Origin of the sequence: Halomonas sp. G11 (assembly GCF_001663515.1) — a bacterium.
Taxonomy (GTDB): domain Bacteria; phylum Pseudomonadota; class Gammaproteobacteria; order Pseudomonadales; family Halomonadaceae; genus Vreelandella.
Genome location: NZ_LYXG01000001.1, coordinates 104,586 through 121,066, shown reverse-complemented (window position 1 = coordinate 121,066; position 16,481 = coordinate 104,586). Strand labels below are relative to the sequence as shown.

General features: G+C 58.0%; 14 protein-coding genes. 8 read left to right on the top strand and 6 right to left on the bottom strand.

Annotation, left to right across the window (positions count from 1 at the left end; genetic code table 11):
* Positions 1–45 precede the first annotated feature (45 nt).
* Positions 46–1,188, bottom strand: a complete 1,143-nt coding sequence (locus ADS46_RS00520; RefSeq protein ID WP_066314810.1) for a GlxA family transcriptional regulator — start codon at positions 1,186–1,188, stop codon at positions 46–48.
* Positions 1,189–1,481: 293 nt separating this feature from the next.
* On the bottom strand, positions 1,482–1,784 hold the full coding sequence (locus ADS46_RS00515; protein ID WP_066314808.1) for an antibiotic biosynthesis monooxygenase family protein: 303 nt from the start codon (positions 1,782–1,784) through the stop codon (positions 1,482–1,484).
* Between the two features lie 123 nt (positions 1,785–1,907).
* On the opposite strand from ADS46_RS00515, the gene ADS46_RS00510 reads away from it, so the two are divergent.
* Positions 1,908–3,488 (top strand): FAD-binding domain-containing protein, encoded by a 1,581-nt coding sequence (locus ADS46_RS00510; protein ID WP_066314806.1) that lies wholly within the window; start codon positions 1,908–1,910, stop codon positions 3,486–3,488.
* Between the two features lie 34 nt (positions 3,489–3,522).
* Here the strand turns inward: ADS46_RS00510 and ADS46_RS00505 are convergent, their stop codons facing one another.
* The gene (locus ADS46_RS00505; protein ID WP_066314804.1) at positions 3,523–4,974 is read right to left on the bottom strand and encodes an NAD-dependent succinate-semialdehyde dehydrogenase; all 1,452 of its coding nucleotides are present in this window, start codon (positions 4,972–4,974) and stop codon (positions 3,523–3,525) included.
* 57 nt (positions 4,975–5,031) lie between these two features.
* Positions 5,032–6,447 (bottom strand): APC family permease, encoded by a 1,416-nt coding sequence (locus tag ADS46_RS00500; RefSeq protein WP_066314801.1) that lies wholly within the window; start codon positions 6,445–6,447, stop codon positions 5,032–5,034.
* Positions 6,448–6,685: 238 nt separating this feature from the next.
* Between ADS46_RS00500 and ADS46_RS00495 the strand changes: the two genes are divergently transcribed.
* The 4 genes from ADS46_RS00495 to ADS46_RS00480 all read left to right on the top strand — a co-directional run bounded on the left by ADS46_RS00495 (position 6,686) and on the right by ADS46_RS00480 (position 10,625).
* Positions 6,686–8,104, top strand: a complete 1,419-nt coding sequence (locus ADS46_RS00495) for a PLP-dependent aminotransferase family protein (protein ID WP_066314798.1) — start codon at positions 6,686–6,688, stop codon at positions 8,102–8,104.
* A gap of 95 nt (positions 8,105–8,199) precedes the next feature.
* Positions 8,200–8,883 (top strand): lysozyme-like domain containing protein, encoded by a 684-nt coding sequence (locus ADS46_RS00490; RefSeq protein WP_066314796.1) that lies wholly within the window; start codon positions 8,200–8,202, stop codon positions 8,881–8,883.
* A 57-nt stretch (positions 8,884–8,940) separates the two neighbouring features.
* Positions 8,941–10,134 carry a M24 family metallopeptidase gene (locus ADS46_RS00485; protein WP_066314794.1) on the top strand — a complete coding sequence of 398 codons (1,194 nt, stop codon included), beginning with the start codon at positions 8,941–8,943 and terminating at the stop codon, positions 10,132–10,134.
* Between the two features lie 116 nt (positions 10,135–10,250).
* A complete protein-coding gene (locus ADS46_RS00480; protein ID WP_066314785.1) occupies positions 10,251–10,625 on the top strand; it encodes a hypothetical protein in 375 nt (124 codons plus the stop codon).
* A gap of 19 nt (positions 10,626–10,644) precedes the next feature.
* On the opposite strand, the gene ADS46_RS00475 is transcribed toward ADS46_RS00480, so the two are convergent.
* On the bottom strand, positions 10,645–12,204 hold the full coding sequence (locus tag ADS46_RS00475; protein WP_066314784.1) for a Fic family protein: 1,560 nt from the start codon (positions 12,202–12,204) through the stop codon (positions 10,645–10,647).
* Positions 12,205–12,524: 320 nt separating this feature from the next.
* On the opposite strand from ADS46_RS00475, the gene ADS46_RS00470 reads away from it, so the two are divergent.
* The 3 genes from ADS46_RS00470 (at position 12,525) to ADS46_RS00460 (ending at position 14,859) form a co-directional block, all read left to right on the top strand.
* The gene (locus tag ADS46_RS00470; RefSeq protein ID WP_066314782.1) at positions 12,525–13,643 is read left to right on the top strand and encodes an alkene reductase; all 1,119 of its coding nucleotides are present in this window, start codon (positions 12,525–12,527) and stop codon (positions 13,641–13,643) included.
* Positions 13,644–13,767: 124 nt separating this feature from the next.
* Positions 13,768–14,229 (top strand): TspO/MBR family protein, encoded by a 462-nt coding sequence (locus ADS46_RS00465; protein ID WP_066314780.1) that lies wholly within the window; start codon positions 13,768–13,770, stop codon positions 14,227–14,229.
* Positions 14,230–14,262: 33 nt separating this feature from the next.
* On the top strand, positions 14,263–14,859 hold the full coding sequence (locus ADS46_RS00460) for a cell division protein ZipA C-terminal FtsZ-binding domain-containing protein (protein ID WP_066314778.1): 597 nt from the start codon (positions 14,263–14,265) through the stop codon (positions 14,857–14,859).
* Between the two features lie 15 nt (positions 14,860–14,874).
* Here the strand turns inward: ADS46_RS00460 and ADS46_RS00455 are convergent, their stop codons facing one another.
* Complete coding sequence (locus tag ADS46_RS00455; RefSeq protein WP_066314775.1) at positions 14,875–16,464, bottom strand: ABC-F family ATPase; 1,590 nt, start codon at positions 16,462–16,464, stop codon at positions 14,875–14,877.
* Between the last annotated feature and the right edge of the window lie 17 nt (positions 16,465–16,481).

Below are 16,481 nucleotides of genomic sequence, written 5' to 3'. Positions count from 1 at the left end.
CCGACACCGGGCAGCACGTTATGAAGATAGGTTATCCAGTGGCTATCAGTTCATCAGCGATACGCTGGCAAACGTCGGTTCTCCCTGTGCATTGGCAAGCGCCTGTTGAGCGCCCGAGTAAGGCTCTAGCGCATTCGATCCGTTCCCCCACTGCCTGATTAACGGCGGCGACTTGCTCCCATCGCTCTTGCGCTCAAACCCAGCCAGGCGTTCATTTCTCGGCGGCACACCGAAATACTCGCGGTAGCACTTGGAGAAATGAGGAGTCGAAACGAAACCGCACACAGAGGCAATCTCGATGATCGACAACGGGGTTTGCTTGAGTAATTGTCGGGCACGCACCAACCGCAATTTCAGGTAATACTTGGACGGCGAGCAGAGCAGGTAGCGTTGGAATAACCGCTCTAGCTGGCGGCGCGACACATTGACGTACCTTGCCAGTTCATCGAGCTCGATCGGTTCTTCAAGGTTGGACTCCATCAGCGCCACAATCTCAAGCAGCTTGGGCTGGGTCGTGCCCAATACGTGTTTCAGAGGAACACGCTGCTGATCCTGTTCGTTACGCACGCGCTCGCAGATAAACATTTCGGAGATACCCGCCGACAGCTCGCGGCCATGGTCATGACCAATCAGGTGGAGCATCATATCGAGCGGTGCGGTGCCCCCCGACGACGTGAATCGATCACGGTCAATTGAGAAGAGATTGGCGTTCAGGATGACGTTGGGGAACGCCTCCTGCATCGACGCCAAACACTCCCAGTGGATGCTGGTTTCATAATGATCAAGCAGCCCCGCCTGGCCAAGCGCCCAACTGCCTGTGCATACCGAACCTAGACGCCTCAATTGGCGCGACTGGGACTGAAGCCAGCGTACGTGCTCGCGGGTGACACTGCGATGAGGGCCTACGCCGCCGCAAACGACCACCCACTCGAGCGAGAGCGGGGAATGCATGGAGGCATCAGGCGTTACCTGCAAACCATCGCTGGCACGTACGGGCAAGCCGTCCTGGGTCAGGGTATACCAGCGGTACAGCTCGCGCCCGGCCAATTGATTGGCCATCCGCAAAGGCTCTATGGCAGAGGCCAGGGAAATCAATGTGAAGTTATCCAACAGTAGAAAGCCCAGCGTTTGCGGTTCGCCCGAACGATTTGGTGTTGCTGTCTGGTCATTTGCTTGATGAGAGTCCATCTTTCCTACCTCGGTCACCTGTCAGTTATCAAGTTTTCTTATTGGTATAGGCGTCGCTGGCGTTGTTCGGCTTCCCGTTGCTGAGTCACATTGTCACTCACGCATGGGTACTGCTCTATTAGTCGTATATTGGCACGAATCGTTTAAAACACGACAAATTTTATCTCGCAAATCTGGCAGCGAGTCGCAAATAAAACGCTCGATGTCGTTTTCAAACCGCTAGCTGTGATGGCTCGTCAGAAGGGTGGATAGGCATGGCCAAATGGCCATGCGATACCTGATTAATGAGCGCCTTACAGCACCACCTCATAACCCTCGAACTTGGGCGGACCGAGATAAATGCCCTCGGGCGACTTGGCATTGGCATGAGCCTTGCGAAAGGCGTCTGAGCGAGTCCAGTCGCGGAAGGCCTCTTCCGATTCCCAAACGCTGTGGGAAATGAACACGGTGTGGTCTTCCTGGCTTTCGCCCTGCAGCATATGAAACTGCTTGAAGCCCGGCACGTCTTCCAGATGTGAATCACGGTTGCGCCACACCTCTAAAAAGTCCTCTTCACGGCCTGGGGCAATACGAAAACGGTTCATGGCGATATACATGATGCCTCTCCTCTTGAACGGGTCCTGCTGAGTTGATTACGCAAACGGTGGCTTGATGGTAACGTCGTGGCCTAGCGGCGAATAGACTTAGTGGCGAAATGCCCTCAACCGCCAAGGTAAGGTATGGCTAAGGCACCTGTTCAGGTTGTTTGGTTCAAACGCGATTTACGTATCCATGATCACACGCCGCTCGCCACCGCTGCCGCGGCGGGCCCCGTGCTGCCTGTCTTCGCCATCGAACCCGAGCAGTGGCAAGCGCCGGATAGCGCCTTGCGCCACTGGCAGTTTGCCGCTGACTCGCTTATCGACCTTTCCCACGCACTGAAGACCCTAAGCCTGCCGCTGTGCCTCTGGCAGGGCACTATGATTGAACTGCTCGCTACGCTGAAAGCCCGCTATGGCGACCTGGTTCTTCATTCCCATCAGGAAACCGGCAATGGCTGGAGCTTTGAGCGCGATAAAAGGGTCCGTCGCTGGTGCCGTCAACAGGGTATTGAGTGGCAGGAAGCGCGCCAGCATGGCGTAGTGCGAGGCTTGAAGTCCAGATCGGAAAATCGCAACGCCTGGGAAAAGCAGTGGGAAGCGCTAATGACGGCACCTACCTTCCCGGCCCCGCAAAACGCCCAAATGGCCGAGGGGTGGCAAGCCTTCCACCACATTGACGTTGATCAGCTTCACAGCCTGACGCTTGGATGTGATAAAACACCCTGCCCCGAGCGTCAGCCAGGCGGCCGCAACGAAGGACGCGCGCTATGGCGCAGCTTTGTCACTCAACGCGGGCGGCGCTATCGCGGTTCCCTATCCAAGCCGCTTCTAGCCTGGGAGTTTGGCTCACGGCTTTCGCCCCACTTGGCCTGGGGCACGCTCTCCATGCGTGAAGTCGTCCAGTCGCTGCGCCGCCAGCGGCAAAAGCATGCAGACGACACCGCCTGGGCTCGCTCACTGCGCGCCTTTACCTCGCGGCTTTACTGGCACTGCCACTTTATGCAAAAGCTGGAAAGTGAGCCGAGCATCGAGTCGCAAACCCTCCACCCGGCGCTGCGCGGCCTCCGGGAACGCGACCCCGACCACCCCAACCTGATTGCCTGGAAGAACGGCCAAACCGGCGTACCGCTGGTGGATGCCTGCATGCGCAGCCTGACCGCCACCGGCTGGCTCAACTTTCGCATGCGCGCCATGCTGATCTCCCATGCCACCTTTGGCCTGGGGCTACACTGGTATGAACCTGCTCTTCATTTGGCACGGCTATTTACCGACTTCGAGCCGGGTATCCACTACCCCCAGGTGCAGATGCAGGCTGGCGCCACGGGCACCAATGCACTGCGGGTCTACAACCCCATCAAGCAGGCAGAAGATAATGACCCCAACGGCGAGTTTGTCGCCCGCTGGGTGCCGGAGCTCACGGCCCTGCCGTTAGAGTGGCGCGCCAAGCCCTGGGCACTGCCGGAAAGCCTGCGTCGGCGGTTCGATTTTCAGCCGAACGTAAACTACCCCATCCCCCACGATTTTGAAGCCGAGGCGCGCCACTGGAAGAAAATGCTGTATGACCTCAGGCGAACGCCCGAGGCAAGAGAAGACAGCCAAGCCATTGTGGATAAGCTGGCCAGTCAGCATCGGCCTCCCACTAGGCGCGCTAAAAAAGCAAAACCCGCCAATCGCCAGCAGCTTTCGCTGTTTGACGATGGCGGGCTCGATAACGCTTAGCCGCTGGTTAGCAATGTCTTAAAACAATGCTGACTTACAAGCCGCCTACGCAGACGTACTTGAGCTCGGTGAACTCATCCAGACCATGGTGCGAGCCTTCACGGCCCAGCCCGGACTCTTTCACGCCGCCGAACGGCGCCAGCTCGGTTGAGATCAGCCCTTCGTTGACGCCGACCATGCCGTACTCCAACTGCTCCATGGTATGCCAGATGCGGCGGTAGTCGGTGGCGTAGAAGTAAGCCGCCAGACCAAAGGGCGTGTCGTTGGCCATCTGGATCGCCTCTTCATCGCGCTGGAAGCGGAACACCGGTGCGACCGGGCCAAAGGTCTCTTCACCGGCCGCGGCCATTTGGGTGGTCATGTCCGCCAGCACCGTGGGCGTAAAAAAGCGCTCGCCAGCGGCGTGAGGCTTACCACCGCAAAGCAGCCGCGCGCCTTGGCTCAAGGCGTCGTCTACATGGCTCTGAACTTTGTCGACTGCCGCCTGGTTGATCAGCGGGCCAATAACGCTGCCCTCGGTCAGGCCATCGCCAACTTGGAGGGCCTGGACACGCTCGGTGAGCTTGCTGACGAACGCCTCATAAATACCGTCCTGCACCAGGAAGCGATTGGTGCACACACAGGTCTGCCCGGTGTTACGGAATTTAGACGCTATGGCGCCATCCACGGCGGCATCGATATCGGCGTCGTCAAAGACGATAAAGGGCGCGTTACCGCCCAGTTCCATGGCGGTTTTCTTAACCGTGCTGGCACACTGGGCAAGCAAGTGCTTGCCCACCGGGGTAGAGCCGGTAAACGAGACTTTGCGCACCCGCGGATCAGTAGTCAGTACCTCACCCACCGCTGCCGGTTTCGATGCCGTCACCACATTGATGGTGCCCGTCGGCAAGCCCGCTTCCAGCGCCAAGTACGCTGCCGCCAGGGCGGTGAGCGGCGTGGCTTCGGCGGGCTTGATGACCACGGTGCAGCCTGCGGCCAGGGCCGGGGCGCACTTGCGGGTAATCATCGCCAGCGGAAAGTTCCACGGGGTGATGGCGGCGACCACGCCGACCGGCTCGCGCAGCACCAGCAGGCGCTTGTCCGCGCCGTGGCTGGGCAGGGTTTCCCCGGCCATGCGCTTGGCTTCTTCGGCAAAGAACTCAATGAAGGAGGCGCCGTAGACGACTTCGCCCTTGGCTTCCGCCAGCGGCTTGCCCTGCTCCAGGGTCATCAGGCGGGCCAGGTCATCGGCGTGCTCATGGATCAGCTCAAACCAGCGGCGCAACAAGGCCGAGCGCTGTTTTGCCGGTGTCGCGCGCCAGGCGGGCCCGGCCTCGTAGGCGGCCGCCACGGCATCACGGGTATCGTCAGCGCCCAAATCGGCCACCTGGGCGATTGTCTCGCCGGTGGCGGGGTTATCCACCACGAAGGTCTGCTGGCCCTTGCGCCATTCGCCGCCCACCAAGGCAGGTACGCCATCATGCAACCACTGTTCGATAAAGCTCATACATTGCTCCTGAAAAGCCTTGGTCTTGAAAACATATCTCGACGACTTGGCTAAGGTTTATAGATCCGCTCGCATATGGCGATCGCTATAGTCACGCCCATAGGTACGCAGCGCGTGCATATACAGACCGATACCGAGCAATACCCAAACGGCAAAGATCGTCCATTCCGCAACGCCCAACGCTGCCGGGCTGCCCGGTAGATAGAGGCACGCCATGCCGAAGGACAGAATGATCGCCAGCGTGCCGCACAGCTTGCCGTTGCTCACCTTGAAAGGACGAGGCATATCAGGCTCGCGTACGCGCAAGACCATGAAAGACACCGCCACAAACAGGTACGCCAGTACGATCCCCAAGCCTCCCGCGTTGACGATCCACACAAGCGCAGGACGACCGAACAGCGGCGCCAGGCAGGAGAGAAAGCCCATCAGAAAGATTGCGTTGGTGGGCGTTTTGTAGCGCGGGTGCAGCTTGGCGAACGTGGCAGGCAACATGCCCGCATTGGCAAGCGCATAAATGGCCCGCGAGCCACCAATGTAGAAAGCGTTCCAACTGGTAATGATACCCGCAATACCGGCCATTACCATCAGGTTACCGGCCCAGGACGCATTAAATAGACGTTCCATGGCATCGGGTACGCTGAGCGAACTGGCGGCGATCGCGTCGCTATCCAGGGCCAGGCTGGTGGCCAGAATAATCAGCGAGTACCACACCACGGCCAGAATCACCGACACCATCAGCACCTTGCCGATTGCCTTGTAAGGCAGGTTGATCTCTTCCGCGGCCTGGGGGATGACATCAAAGCCGACAAACAGAAACGGCACCATTACGATGACCGCTATGACACCCGCCATGACACTGCCTTCAGACTGCGAAAACAGCGGCATCATATTGGCGGTGTTACCCTCAAACAGCGAGCCGGTGACGAACATCACCCCGACTAACAGAATGACGCTAGTGACGACTTTCTGCAGCAGTGCGGCGGTACTTACCCCGAAGTAGTTGATGATCATCATGGCAATCGAGCCGCCCACGCCAACCGCGACCCAGGTGGCTTTGACTTCCCACCCGGCGATAGTCCACAAATGCCCCACCGCGTAATTCGGCGCCAGGTGTTCTACCACTGTCGGCAAGGCCACCGCCTCGAACGCGACCACGCTCAAATAGCCCAATATGATGGCCCAGGTACAGAAGAAAGACGGCCAATGGCCAAGCGCCCGGTAGCTGTAGACATGCTCGCCGCCGACTTTAGGCATGGCCGAGGCCAGCTCCGCATAGGTCAGGCCAACGAGTACAATCGCTAACCCGCCGATAATAAAAGCTAGAATGGCCCCTACACTGCCAGCCGACTGAATCGCGGTGCCGGTGAGGACAATCCAGCCCCAACCGATCATGGCACCAAATGCCAGGGCTAATACGTCACCGCGGGCCAACACCCGGACGAGCTTGGCTTGTTCTGAAGAAGACGTTGTCATAACACAGAGTCCTGCAATTTATTGGAGGTTGTCATCAGCGCTCTGAGGCGCGGTTTCTGAAGCCTGTCAAAAACAGTATAAGCGCACGCTAGCAGGCGGCAGACACAACGCGAGTGGACCACTTCGGATTTCGACTAGACCACTATTCCAATGCACCGAATAGGTGCAGGCTATATCGGCGACTTTCGTTGCACAGCCCGGTAATAGCCGCCTTAACGCACAACAGGAGACCTTCAAGATGGACCATAAGGAGGCTTTGCACCACTTTGCCCATCTGTATGCCCACCAGCCACAGCAGCTAAGCAAGCAGGTACGCATTGAATTGGCGCTGCGTCAGGCGATTACCCGACAGTGGCCCACCGGGCTTCGTCTACCCTCTCACCGTGCCCTGGCAAGCACCGTGGGGGTGGCCCGCCAAACCCTGGCCCAGGCCATCAAGACACTGCTCGATGAACAATTGCTGCAAACGGCCCATGGGCAGGGCACCTGGACCAACAAGCCCGTGGCCGCGGCGACCCAAGTGCCAACCCGCCTCCACCTTTCCGAGCGTGCCCAGCGCGTATTGAGTGGCCCCGGCGCCAGCATGATTCAAAACGGGTCCTTCGTCCCCGGCATTCCCGACATCGCCCAGTTCCCGATGCGCAAGTGGCGTCAGCTTTATGCGAGCGTGACGGTGCCGCAGAACGCCCTTCTGCTGTCTTACTCCACCGGCGGCTATGGCCCGCTCAAGCGAGCGATTCGCGATTTTCTGGCACGCTGGCGCAAGGTTCACTGCGATACTGAACAAATCATTATCACTGACGGTACCCATAATGGCATTGAGCTATGCGCCATGGCGCTTGCAGACGTGGGGGATAGCGTTGCCATTGAATCACCCTGCTACTGGGGAGCGCGCAATGTGTTCAGCGCCGCAGGGCTTACGATTGAAATGCTGCCGTGGCGGCCTGACGAGGGCCATCGGCTGCCCAGCGCGCTAAATGCGAGCCCCCTGGTCTATCTGACCGGCTCTCATCATTACCCACTCAGCGTACCCACTAACGCCGAGCATAAGCGCCGCCTCTGCGATGCCTTATCGCCCACCTACGTAATTGAGGACGATTACGAGTTTAACCGAGACGACCACGCCAACCTCCTCTTCGACCCGCGTTCCGAGCGCCACTTGCTGGTTGGTTCGTTTTCCAAGATGATGTTCCCTGGGCTGCGCCTGGGCTATCTGGTGGTCCCCCGGCACCTGGCCGAACCGATGAACCGCCTGCGCAGTGAACTGTTCCGCGAAGGCCGCATGCTGGATCAAGCCGTACTGGCGCAGTTCATGTTTGACGGCGACCTGGATACCTGGTGCCACCGTATTCAGCGCGATTACTTAGGCCGCCAGCAGGTGCTGCATGATCAGTTGCGCACCCTGCCACAGGTGCGCAGTGTTTCAATGCCGAGCAGTGCCATCAGTCTTTGCATCGAGTTTGAGCCGGGCATCAACGATGTACAGATCGCCCAGACATTATTGAAAGAACATTTGGTAGTGCGCCCGCTGAGTCCGGTATGCGCCAAGCACGATCCAAGGGTTGGCCTGGTGATGGGTGTGGGGATGCTCTCGGGAGAAACATTAGTGCGTGAAGCCCAACGCCTGCGTCGCTGTCTAGAGGCTTTGTTGCGCTAATGGCTGAACCACGCCCCAGGTGATTTACCCACAGACTTTTCAATACTTATCCACAGCGCATTATCGACAATCATTTATTCACAAGGACGCCTTTCATGCATCGCCCTGTTGTTGATGGCTTTCGCCTAAATACGTCGGCGCTACCGACGCTCCGCTTCTGGGTAGCGCTCGCCTTGGTGCTGGTGCTCTCGGGCTGCGCCACCTTCGCGCCCAACCCGCCCCAGGATCAAAGCAATATCTGCGAAATTTTCCGCGAGCAGCCGACCTGGTACGACTACGCCCGGGAATCCCAGGAGCGGTGGGGAACGCCCATTGCCACGCAGATGTCGTTCATCCAGCAAGAGTCGTCGTTTCGCAGCCACGTCCGTCCGGATCGCAAATACTACCTGGGCTTTATCCCGGGCCCGCGACCGTCCTCCGCCAAGGGTTACGCCCAGGCGCAAGACCCGGTGTGGGGCGAATACGAGGATCAGGCTGGCAGCCTGTTTGCTCGCCGCACACACATGAAGCATGCCACCGACTTTATCGGCTGGTACAACCAGCGCACCCGGGCACAAACCGGTATTTCACTGAGCAATCCCGAACATCTTTATCTGGCCTATCACGAAGGCGCGGGCGGCTACCAACGCGGCAGCTACCGGGGTAAACCTGCCGTACAGCGAGCGGCCAGGCAGGTGGCCACCCGGGCCAGCCGCTACCAGTCGCAACTCAACAGCTGCGAGGCGGAATTCCAGTGCCGCAAGTTTTACCAGGTGTGGCCGTTCTGTCGTACAGGTTAGCGGGTGCATTCCGGTGGTTGGCTCCTATACTGACCCTACCTAATGTTGGAGGTCGCCATGGATTATCATCACTACCGCGAAGCCCTGGCCGAGACACTCGCCCAGAGTGAACTGCCCTTTCCGCACGGCGAATATCAGGCGCGCCTGGACAAGGTGCGCCGCGCGATGGCGAGCCGTGGGGTCGATGCGCTGCTGCTGACCGATCCCGCCGATATCAATTACCTGACCGGCTACCACACCTTCGAGGTCTCGGTACATGCGTGCCTGGTGTGCACACCGGAGCGCCTGGTGCTTCAAGTCGCCTCGATTGAAACCGGCGCAGCGGTTGTCACCGCACGCGTGGACGAGATCATTGGCTATCGCTGGGAAAACGCGGACGAAATTCTCACGCCCCTGGCCGACCTGCTTGCCAACTGCCAGCGCATCGGTATCGATGGCTGGAGTAGCGGGCTGCGCGTGGGGGTCATGCACGCCCTCGCCGACGCGGTGGGCAAGGAACGCTTCTGCGAGGCGGGCGACCTGCTGGATGCGGTCCGGATTGTGAAAAGCGCCGCCGAGCTCGACATGCTGCGGGAAAGTGCCCGCATCACCGCCGCCGGCTTGGAGGCCGCCATGCAGGTTATTCGCCCCGGCATGACCGACAACGATATCGCCGCCGTAGGCGCCAAGGCGCTGCTGGAAAACGGCAGCGAGTTTATGAGCCTGCAGCCGATTGTGACCAGTGGGCATCGTATCGGCGTGATTCACGTCAATCACAAACGGCGCATTATTCAGCCTGATGAACCTGTCTTTCTGGAGTTCGGCGCCGCCTATCAGCGCTATACCGCGCCCATGATGCGCACGGCGGTCACCGGCACACCCAGTTCCGCGCTTTCCGCCACCCGTGACCTGTGCCGTTCGATGTTTGAGGCCTTGTGCTCCGCCATGCGCCCTGGCAACACCTTTGACGATGCCGCCCAGGCTGCCGATGCGTTGCTGGCACCTCAGCGCGACCAGCTGTTTTTCTCAGGCGTGTTTGGTTATGCCGTGGGCGCGCAGTTTCCACCCAGTTGGGTGGAAGGCACCGGCTATATCGCCCAGGGGCAAAGGCGTCAGTTTGAGGCCAACATGGTCTTTCACCTGCCGCTTTGCCTGCGAGTGCCGGGGCAATGGGGCGTCGGGCTCAGCGATACGGTGGTCGTCACCGAGCGGGGCGCCAAGCCACTGACCACTAACGACTGGCAGCTTTACCAGGCGACTAATTCAGCCTGAAAGCGGCCCCTTATAGCCGCTGCATTGACAGGCTGATTGACTAGCGCTATCGTCACCACAAATGAGAACTACTATTTTTCGCATTTAACCATTGGCGACAGTGTTAGGTTATTACCATGAACAGCGAGCAGCGGCAGCTTCGCCACACCATCATGTTCTTGCGCACCTCGTTTGAAGCCGTCCAGCACTCCATTGCCGGACGCCTGGACGACCCGCTTCCCTGCTGGCTGGATACCGGCATGCTCTCGATGCTATCCCGCGAGCTCACCCACTGCTGCCAACAGGCAAAACCGTTGTTTGCCCCCGCCGTTAGCGAACAGCTATACATCGCCTCACAGCAGTGCGAGCTGTTGCTCAGACAGTGCCCCGGGGTGCTCAGCAGCGCCGTCTGCCACCGCCAGCTCAGCGCGATCATGTTGCCGCTCAGCGCCGCGCTCCAGCACATCGACACCCCGGTTAAACGGCGTTGGCCGTGGACGAGGTGTATTTGAGCGAGCATGGGGTCAGTGTTTATTGATGCGTGTCCTTGGTGGCGAGTACTTGCTTACCCAGGTCTGTTAATCGATATTTCTGGGTTGGACTACGCGGCGAGTCAGGTTGCGTCATTTCAATCAATGTCAGTGCCAATGCCGGTTGTAAATAATTTTGTAAAAACGTGGGGCGATGCGTGAGTGATAACGCCTCAAGAAGTGCTTTAGTGCTCTTTGGCTCTTCAAGCAGAGCTTGCAATAACCGCATTACTTGTTCGGTTACTTGTTCGGTTACTTGTTCGGTTACTTGCTTAGTTGCTACAGAGGCTATGCCCTCATCTACCAAAAACCCTTTATGAACGGGTAAGCGAATCAAAAAGTAGCTGCGCTCATCGTCGGTTTCGAACACCGGCGCTGGAGAACCGTTCGCCTTCATCACTCGAAGAATTTTAGGCACGCCCGTTGAACGACCTTCGGTTAAATCCAACTCCTTGAGAAACTCGCCAATACGCCGGTTGCGATAGCGGCGGCTGACTGCTTTACCCGCTTGCAGGTCTTGCAACCGAATAGAGCGGTCTGGCCCTGGAAAGCTGAGCACCACAAGTTCTTGACCATCGATACGGATTTCAATGGGTTCACGAATTTCATAGGAACGATGGTACACCGCATTTACTACCGCCTCTTCAATAGCAGATAGCGGAAAATTCCAGAAACGCTCAGCCTGTGGGCGATCAGAATGCTTGATTACCCCCTCTTTTAGATAGTTGCGATTGATGTAGTCCAAGGCATCTCGAGTTATACGCCCTAACGGCCCCTTGAAAACCTTCTCTTCAAAGTGGTCGCCCCCGGCACCGTCTGGAAAATACACCACATCTATCTGAGTGGCTGGGAAAAACTGTTCGGGTTGTTCATTAAAAAACAACAAACCCACATTTTTTGGGAATGCCATTTCGCTTGGCCCACCGACCACGTTCATTCGGCGACCCAAGGTTTCAATATCCAATTCGCGGGCTTCAGCCGCCAATTCGCTGTCAACCTCGTGGAGAAAGTCACGCATCAAGTAGGGCGAAAGATCACTTAAATCCGCGGTTTGGCGATAGCGATCATCAAAGGGCACGGTTGCCGCCAAACTTAACAGCTCGCGCTCATCCTGGCCCGATGCTTTTACCGTGCTGGTATGTTTACGCAGGTAATAGGCCCAATCACTCTTCTTGCTCAAGCTGGTTTTAGCTTTATAAGGGCGTGTTTCTCCGCCTGGGGCCCACAGCACCAGGATCGTCTTGCCTTGAATCTCATAGGTGGCGGTTAGTGGATGATACGGCGGTGCAATGGCCGAATGTCCCAGATTCAGCAGCTCTTTTTGGATGGCATCGATGTGCTCGGGTGATAGACCGGCAGGCGGAAGCTGCGGCTGGCCATTCTTTTCGGCAACACCCACCAGTACATAGCCGCCACCCAAGTTATGGAAGTCATTAGCGAACGCGCAGAGGGTATGCAGGATGGTTTCAGGGTTCCAGCCTTCCTTGTATTCAATGCGTTCACTTTCCACCGTTCGGTGGTGAAGTAAGTCATCTATGTTAATGGGGAGTTTAGGTGGCATGCTGCTTGCTCAGGCGCTTGGTTGGCATCATATAGCACTTAGGAAGGCCTTATATTTTTAAGTTAGTCTTATGATGTAGAACGGTACCTGCAAATGCAATTATCGGGCGGTTGGTACCCGCCTTATAAATGCGCTATCGATAACCTTTGCAGCGAGGCTAGCCCTCTTTAAGCTCACCCACCTGATTGACTCTGCTGCGTTTTGTTTTGCCGAAAACTCCCCATAAAGACATATCATCGCATATCAGCTGGCATTTACTAGTAAACTGGTCTATTCTGTCGGCCACTGCTCATCCTCAGAGTTCAAAAGGAGTTTGTTTAATGGCTTACGAAACGCTTCTCGCTGCCACGCAGCTTGGCAGCCTGTCGATCCCTAACCGGGTGATCATGGCGCCGCTGACCCGGGCACGCACCCCAGACAGCGTACCGGGCAAGATGCAGGAGGCTTATTACGGTCAGCGCGCCGGTGCTGGCTTGATTATCAGCGAAGCGACCAATATCTCGCCTACGGCACGCGGCTATGTGTATACCCCCGGCATCTGGACCGACGCGCAGGAAGCCGGCTGGAAAGGCGTGGTTGATGCGGTGCACGCCAAAGGCGGGCGAATGGCATTGCAACTATGGCACGTTGGGCGCGTTTCCCACGAAATGGTTCAGCCCAATGGCCAGCAACCGGTCGCGCCCAGCGCGCTGAGAGGCGAAGGTGCCCAGTGTTTCGTTGAGTTTGAAGACGGCACCGCCGGTCAGCATCCCACCAGCACACCCCGTGCGCTGGAAACCGACGAACTCCCGGGTATCATCGAAGACTATCGCCAGGCGGCTGAGCGCGCCAAGCGGGCTGGCTTTGACATGGTCGAGGTTCACGCAGCCAACGCCTACCTGTTGAACCAGTTCCTGGCTACCGGCACCAATAAGCGTACCGACCAGTATGGCGGCTCGCTGGAAAACCGGGCGCGCTTCCCGCTGGAAGTGGTCGACGCCGTCATCGACGTTTACGGCGCAGACCGGGTGGGCATTCGCATGACGCCGTTTATCGAGCTGTTTGGCCTGACCGACGATGAGCCGGAAGCCATGGCGTTCTACATGGCCGATCAGCTTTCCAAGCGTGGCCTGGCTTACCTGCACCTGAACGAGCCCAACTGGGCCGGGGGCGACATTCAGTTCCCTGCTGGCTTCCGCGAGCAGATGCGCGAGCGCTTCAGCGGTCGTCTGATTTACTGCGGTAACTACGATGCCGCGCATGCCGAAGCGCGCATCAGCGAAAATACCACCGATGCCGTGGCCTTTGGCCGTCCTTACATTGCCAATCCGGATCTGCCCGAACGCTTCCGTGTGAACGCCACTCTCACTGAGCCCGACCACGAGACCTTCTACGGCGGTGACGAGAAAGGCTATACCGACTACCCGTTCATGAATAATGGTTACGACCGCATGGACTAAGTGGCGACCTTAAAAAGAGCCGCTTAATAATGAAAAGCATCACTTCGGTGGTGCTTTTTTTGTGTCTAACGATGGCAAAACGCTGCTAGGCTGTTGATTCTTACGTTTGAAACACAGGTGATGAATGCTCCCTTCGCTATTCGCTTTACTGATATCGCTGGCCCTGGTGGGCATTACCGCCAGCACCGGGGCACGGTTCAGGCCCGATAGCTGGTACCGCGAGCTCAACAAACCCGCCTGGACACCGCCGGATATCGCGTTTCCCATTGCCTGGGGCATTCTTTACCTTTTGATGGCGATTGCCGCGTGGCGCATCTACATGGCAGACGACTCGGCCTGGCGCACCGCTGGCTTGACCGTTTATGCCCTCCAACTGATGGCAAATGCCGCCTGGTCGTGGCTGTTTTTTGGCCGTAAGCAAATAGCCGCCGCACTTGGCGATATCGCACTACTACTGATGCTGATCATGCTTGCCATCATTGTTTTTGCTAAGGTAAGCGCATTAGCAGCGTGGTTAATGGTGCCCTATGCCCTTTGGGTGGCGCTGGCACTTTGCCTCAATGCGACCATTTGGCGACGCAATTAACCCGCAATTAGCGCGTAAAAGGATAAAAACACCATGGAGACAATACCTTTAGTCACCCTACTGGCAATCGGCTCTATCGTATTAGCGCTAACTGCCCTGGCGCTGTTCATTTATGTCATGCGGCAGCGTCGTCAACCGCCGATAGACACTGCCGCTTTCACGGAGGAACGCCCCTCCCATGAAGCCACTTCACCGCCACCGCCCGAGGAAACATCCTCCTCATCAGCAAAGCACTCCGGCAAAGTGGCCCAGCACTCGTTGTTCGTGATTTTTTCGAAACCCGATGAGCATACCGATCAGCGCCTTGCCGAGTGGCTGCGCGAAAAGGAGGCGACGTTCGACCCGATCAAGAAGGTCTTTCACATCGCCGGCGAGCAACCCACGAACCCCATCACTATCGCCAACGCGTTTCCGCCCGGGGAAATGCCCGACCTGCTACGCAATGAAACCCACGAGCCGATCAAGGGCATCAGCCTGCTGGTGAAACCACCGCTGCGCAAGCGCCGCAATCAACAGATGCATGTCTATGTGGCACTGGCCAAAGAAATGCAGACGCTGTTTACCGGCGACATGCTGGATGGCGACCGTGAACCTGCCACCGACGCCACCTTCGAACGCATTATTGGCTAGCGCCTCCCGAGCGGATCAGGCAACGCCCTGGCTGCGTAGGTAATCGTCGTAGCTGCCGCTGAAGTCGACGATGCCCTCCGGCTGCATATCGATAATGCGCGTGGCCAGCGACGACACGAACTCGCGGTCATGGCTGACGAACAGCAGGGTACCCGGGTAGTTTTCCAGGGCCAGGTTCAGCGCCTCGATGGACTCCATATCCAGGTGGTTGGTCGGCTCGTCCATCAGCAGCACATTGGGCTGAGTGAGGATTAACTTACCGAACAGCATGCGCCCTTGCTCGCCGCCGGAAATCACCTTGACCGATTTATCGATGTCGTCGCTGGAAAACAGCATCCGCCCCAGCGCGCCGCGCACCACCTGCTCACCGCCCTGTGTCCACTGGCCCATCCATTCAAACAGGGTGGCATCCACGGCAAAATCGTCGGTATGGTCCTGAGCGAACACGCCAAGCTCGGCGGCTTCGGTCCACTTCACTTCCCCGGCATCCGGGTGCAACTCGCCGCCCAGGGTTTTCAGCAGGGTCGTTTTACCAATGCCGTTGGGCCCGATGATGGCGATCCGCTCACCGGCTTCGACGGTCATCGACAACCGCTCAAACAACGGTTTCTCGCCGTTATAGCCTTTGCTGATGTTGTCCACATTGACCGCGTTACGGTGGATCTTTTTATTCTGGTCAAAGCGGATAAAGGGGCTAACCCGGCTTGAAGGCTTGATATCTTCCAGCTTGATCTTGTCGATCTGGCGCGCCCGCGAGGTGGCCTGCTTGGCTTTCGAGGCGTTAGCCGAGAAGCGGCTGACAAACTGTTGCAGCTCGGCAATCTGGGCCTTTTTCTTGGCGTTGTCCGAGTGCTGACGCTCGCGCGCAGCCGTCGCCGCGGTCATGTAGTCGTCGTAGTTACCCGGGAAGAGGGTGATTTCCCCGTAATCCAGGTCCGCCATGTGGGTGCAAACGCTATTCAGGAAGTGGCGGTCGTGGGAAATGATCACCATGGTGCTGTTGCGCGCCTTGAGCATGTCCTCCAGCCAGCGGATGGTATTGATATCCAGATGGTTGGTGGGCTCGTCGAGGAGCAGGACATCCGGATCCGAAAACAGTGCCTGAGCCAGCAGCACGCGCAGTTTCCAGCCGGGCGACACCTCACTCATCGGGCCGGTATGCTGTTCGATGGGAATGCCCAGTCCAAGGAGCAGCTCGCCTGCACGGGCTTCGGCAGTGTAGCCATCCAGTTCGGCAAAGCGCACTTCCAGATCCGCCACCGCCATTCCGTCTTCTTCGCTCATTTCCGCCAGGGAATAGATGCGCTCGCGCTCGGCGGTGACCGACCAAAGCTCGTCGTTGCCCATGATCACGGTATCGATGACACGCTCGTTTTCAAACGCAAACTGGTCCTGGCGCAGCTTACCCAGCCGCGTGCTGCTATCCAGCATCACCTGGCCGGACGTCGGCTCAAGCTCGCCACCCAGAATCTTCATGAAGGTGGATTTGCCGCAGCCATTGGCGCCAATCAGGCCGTAGCGATTGCCGTTGTTGAACTTGACGGAGACGTTTTCAAACAGGGGCTTGGCCCCGAACTGCATGGTGATATTAGCGGTTGCGATCAAGATCTGGGCCCTAGGTA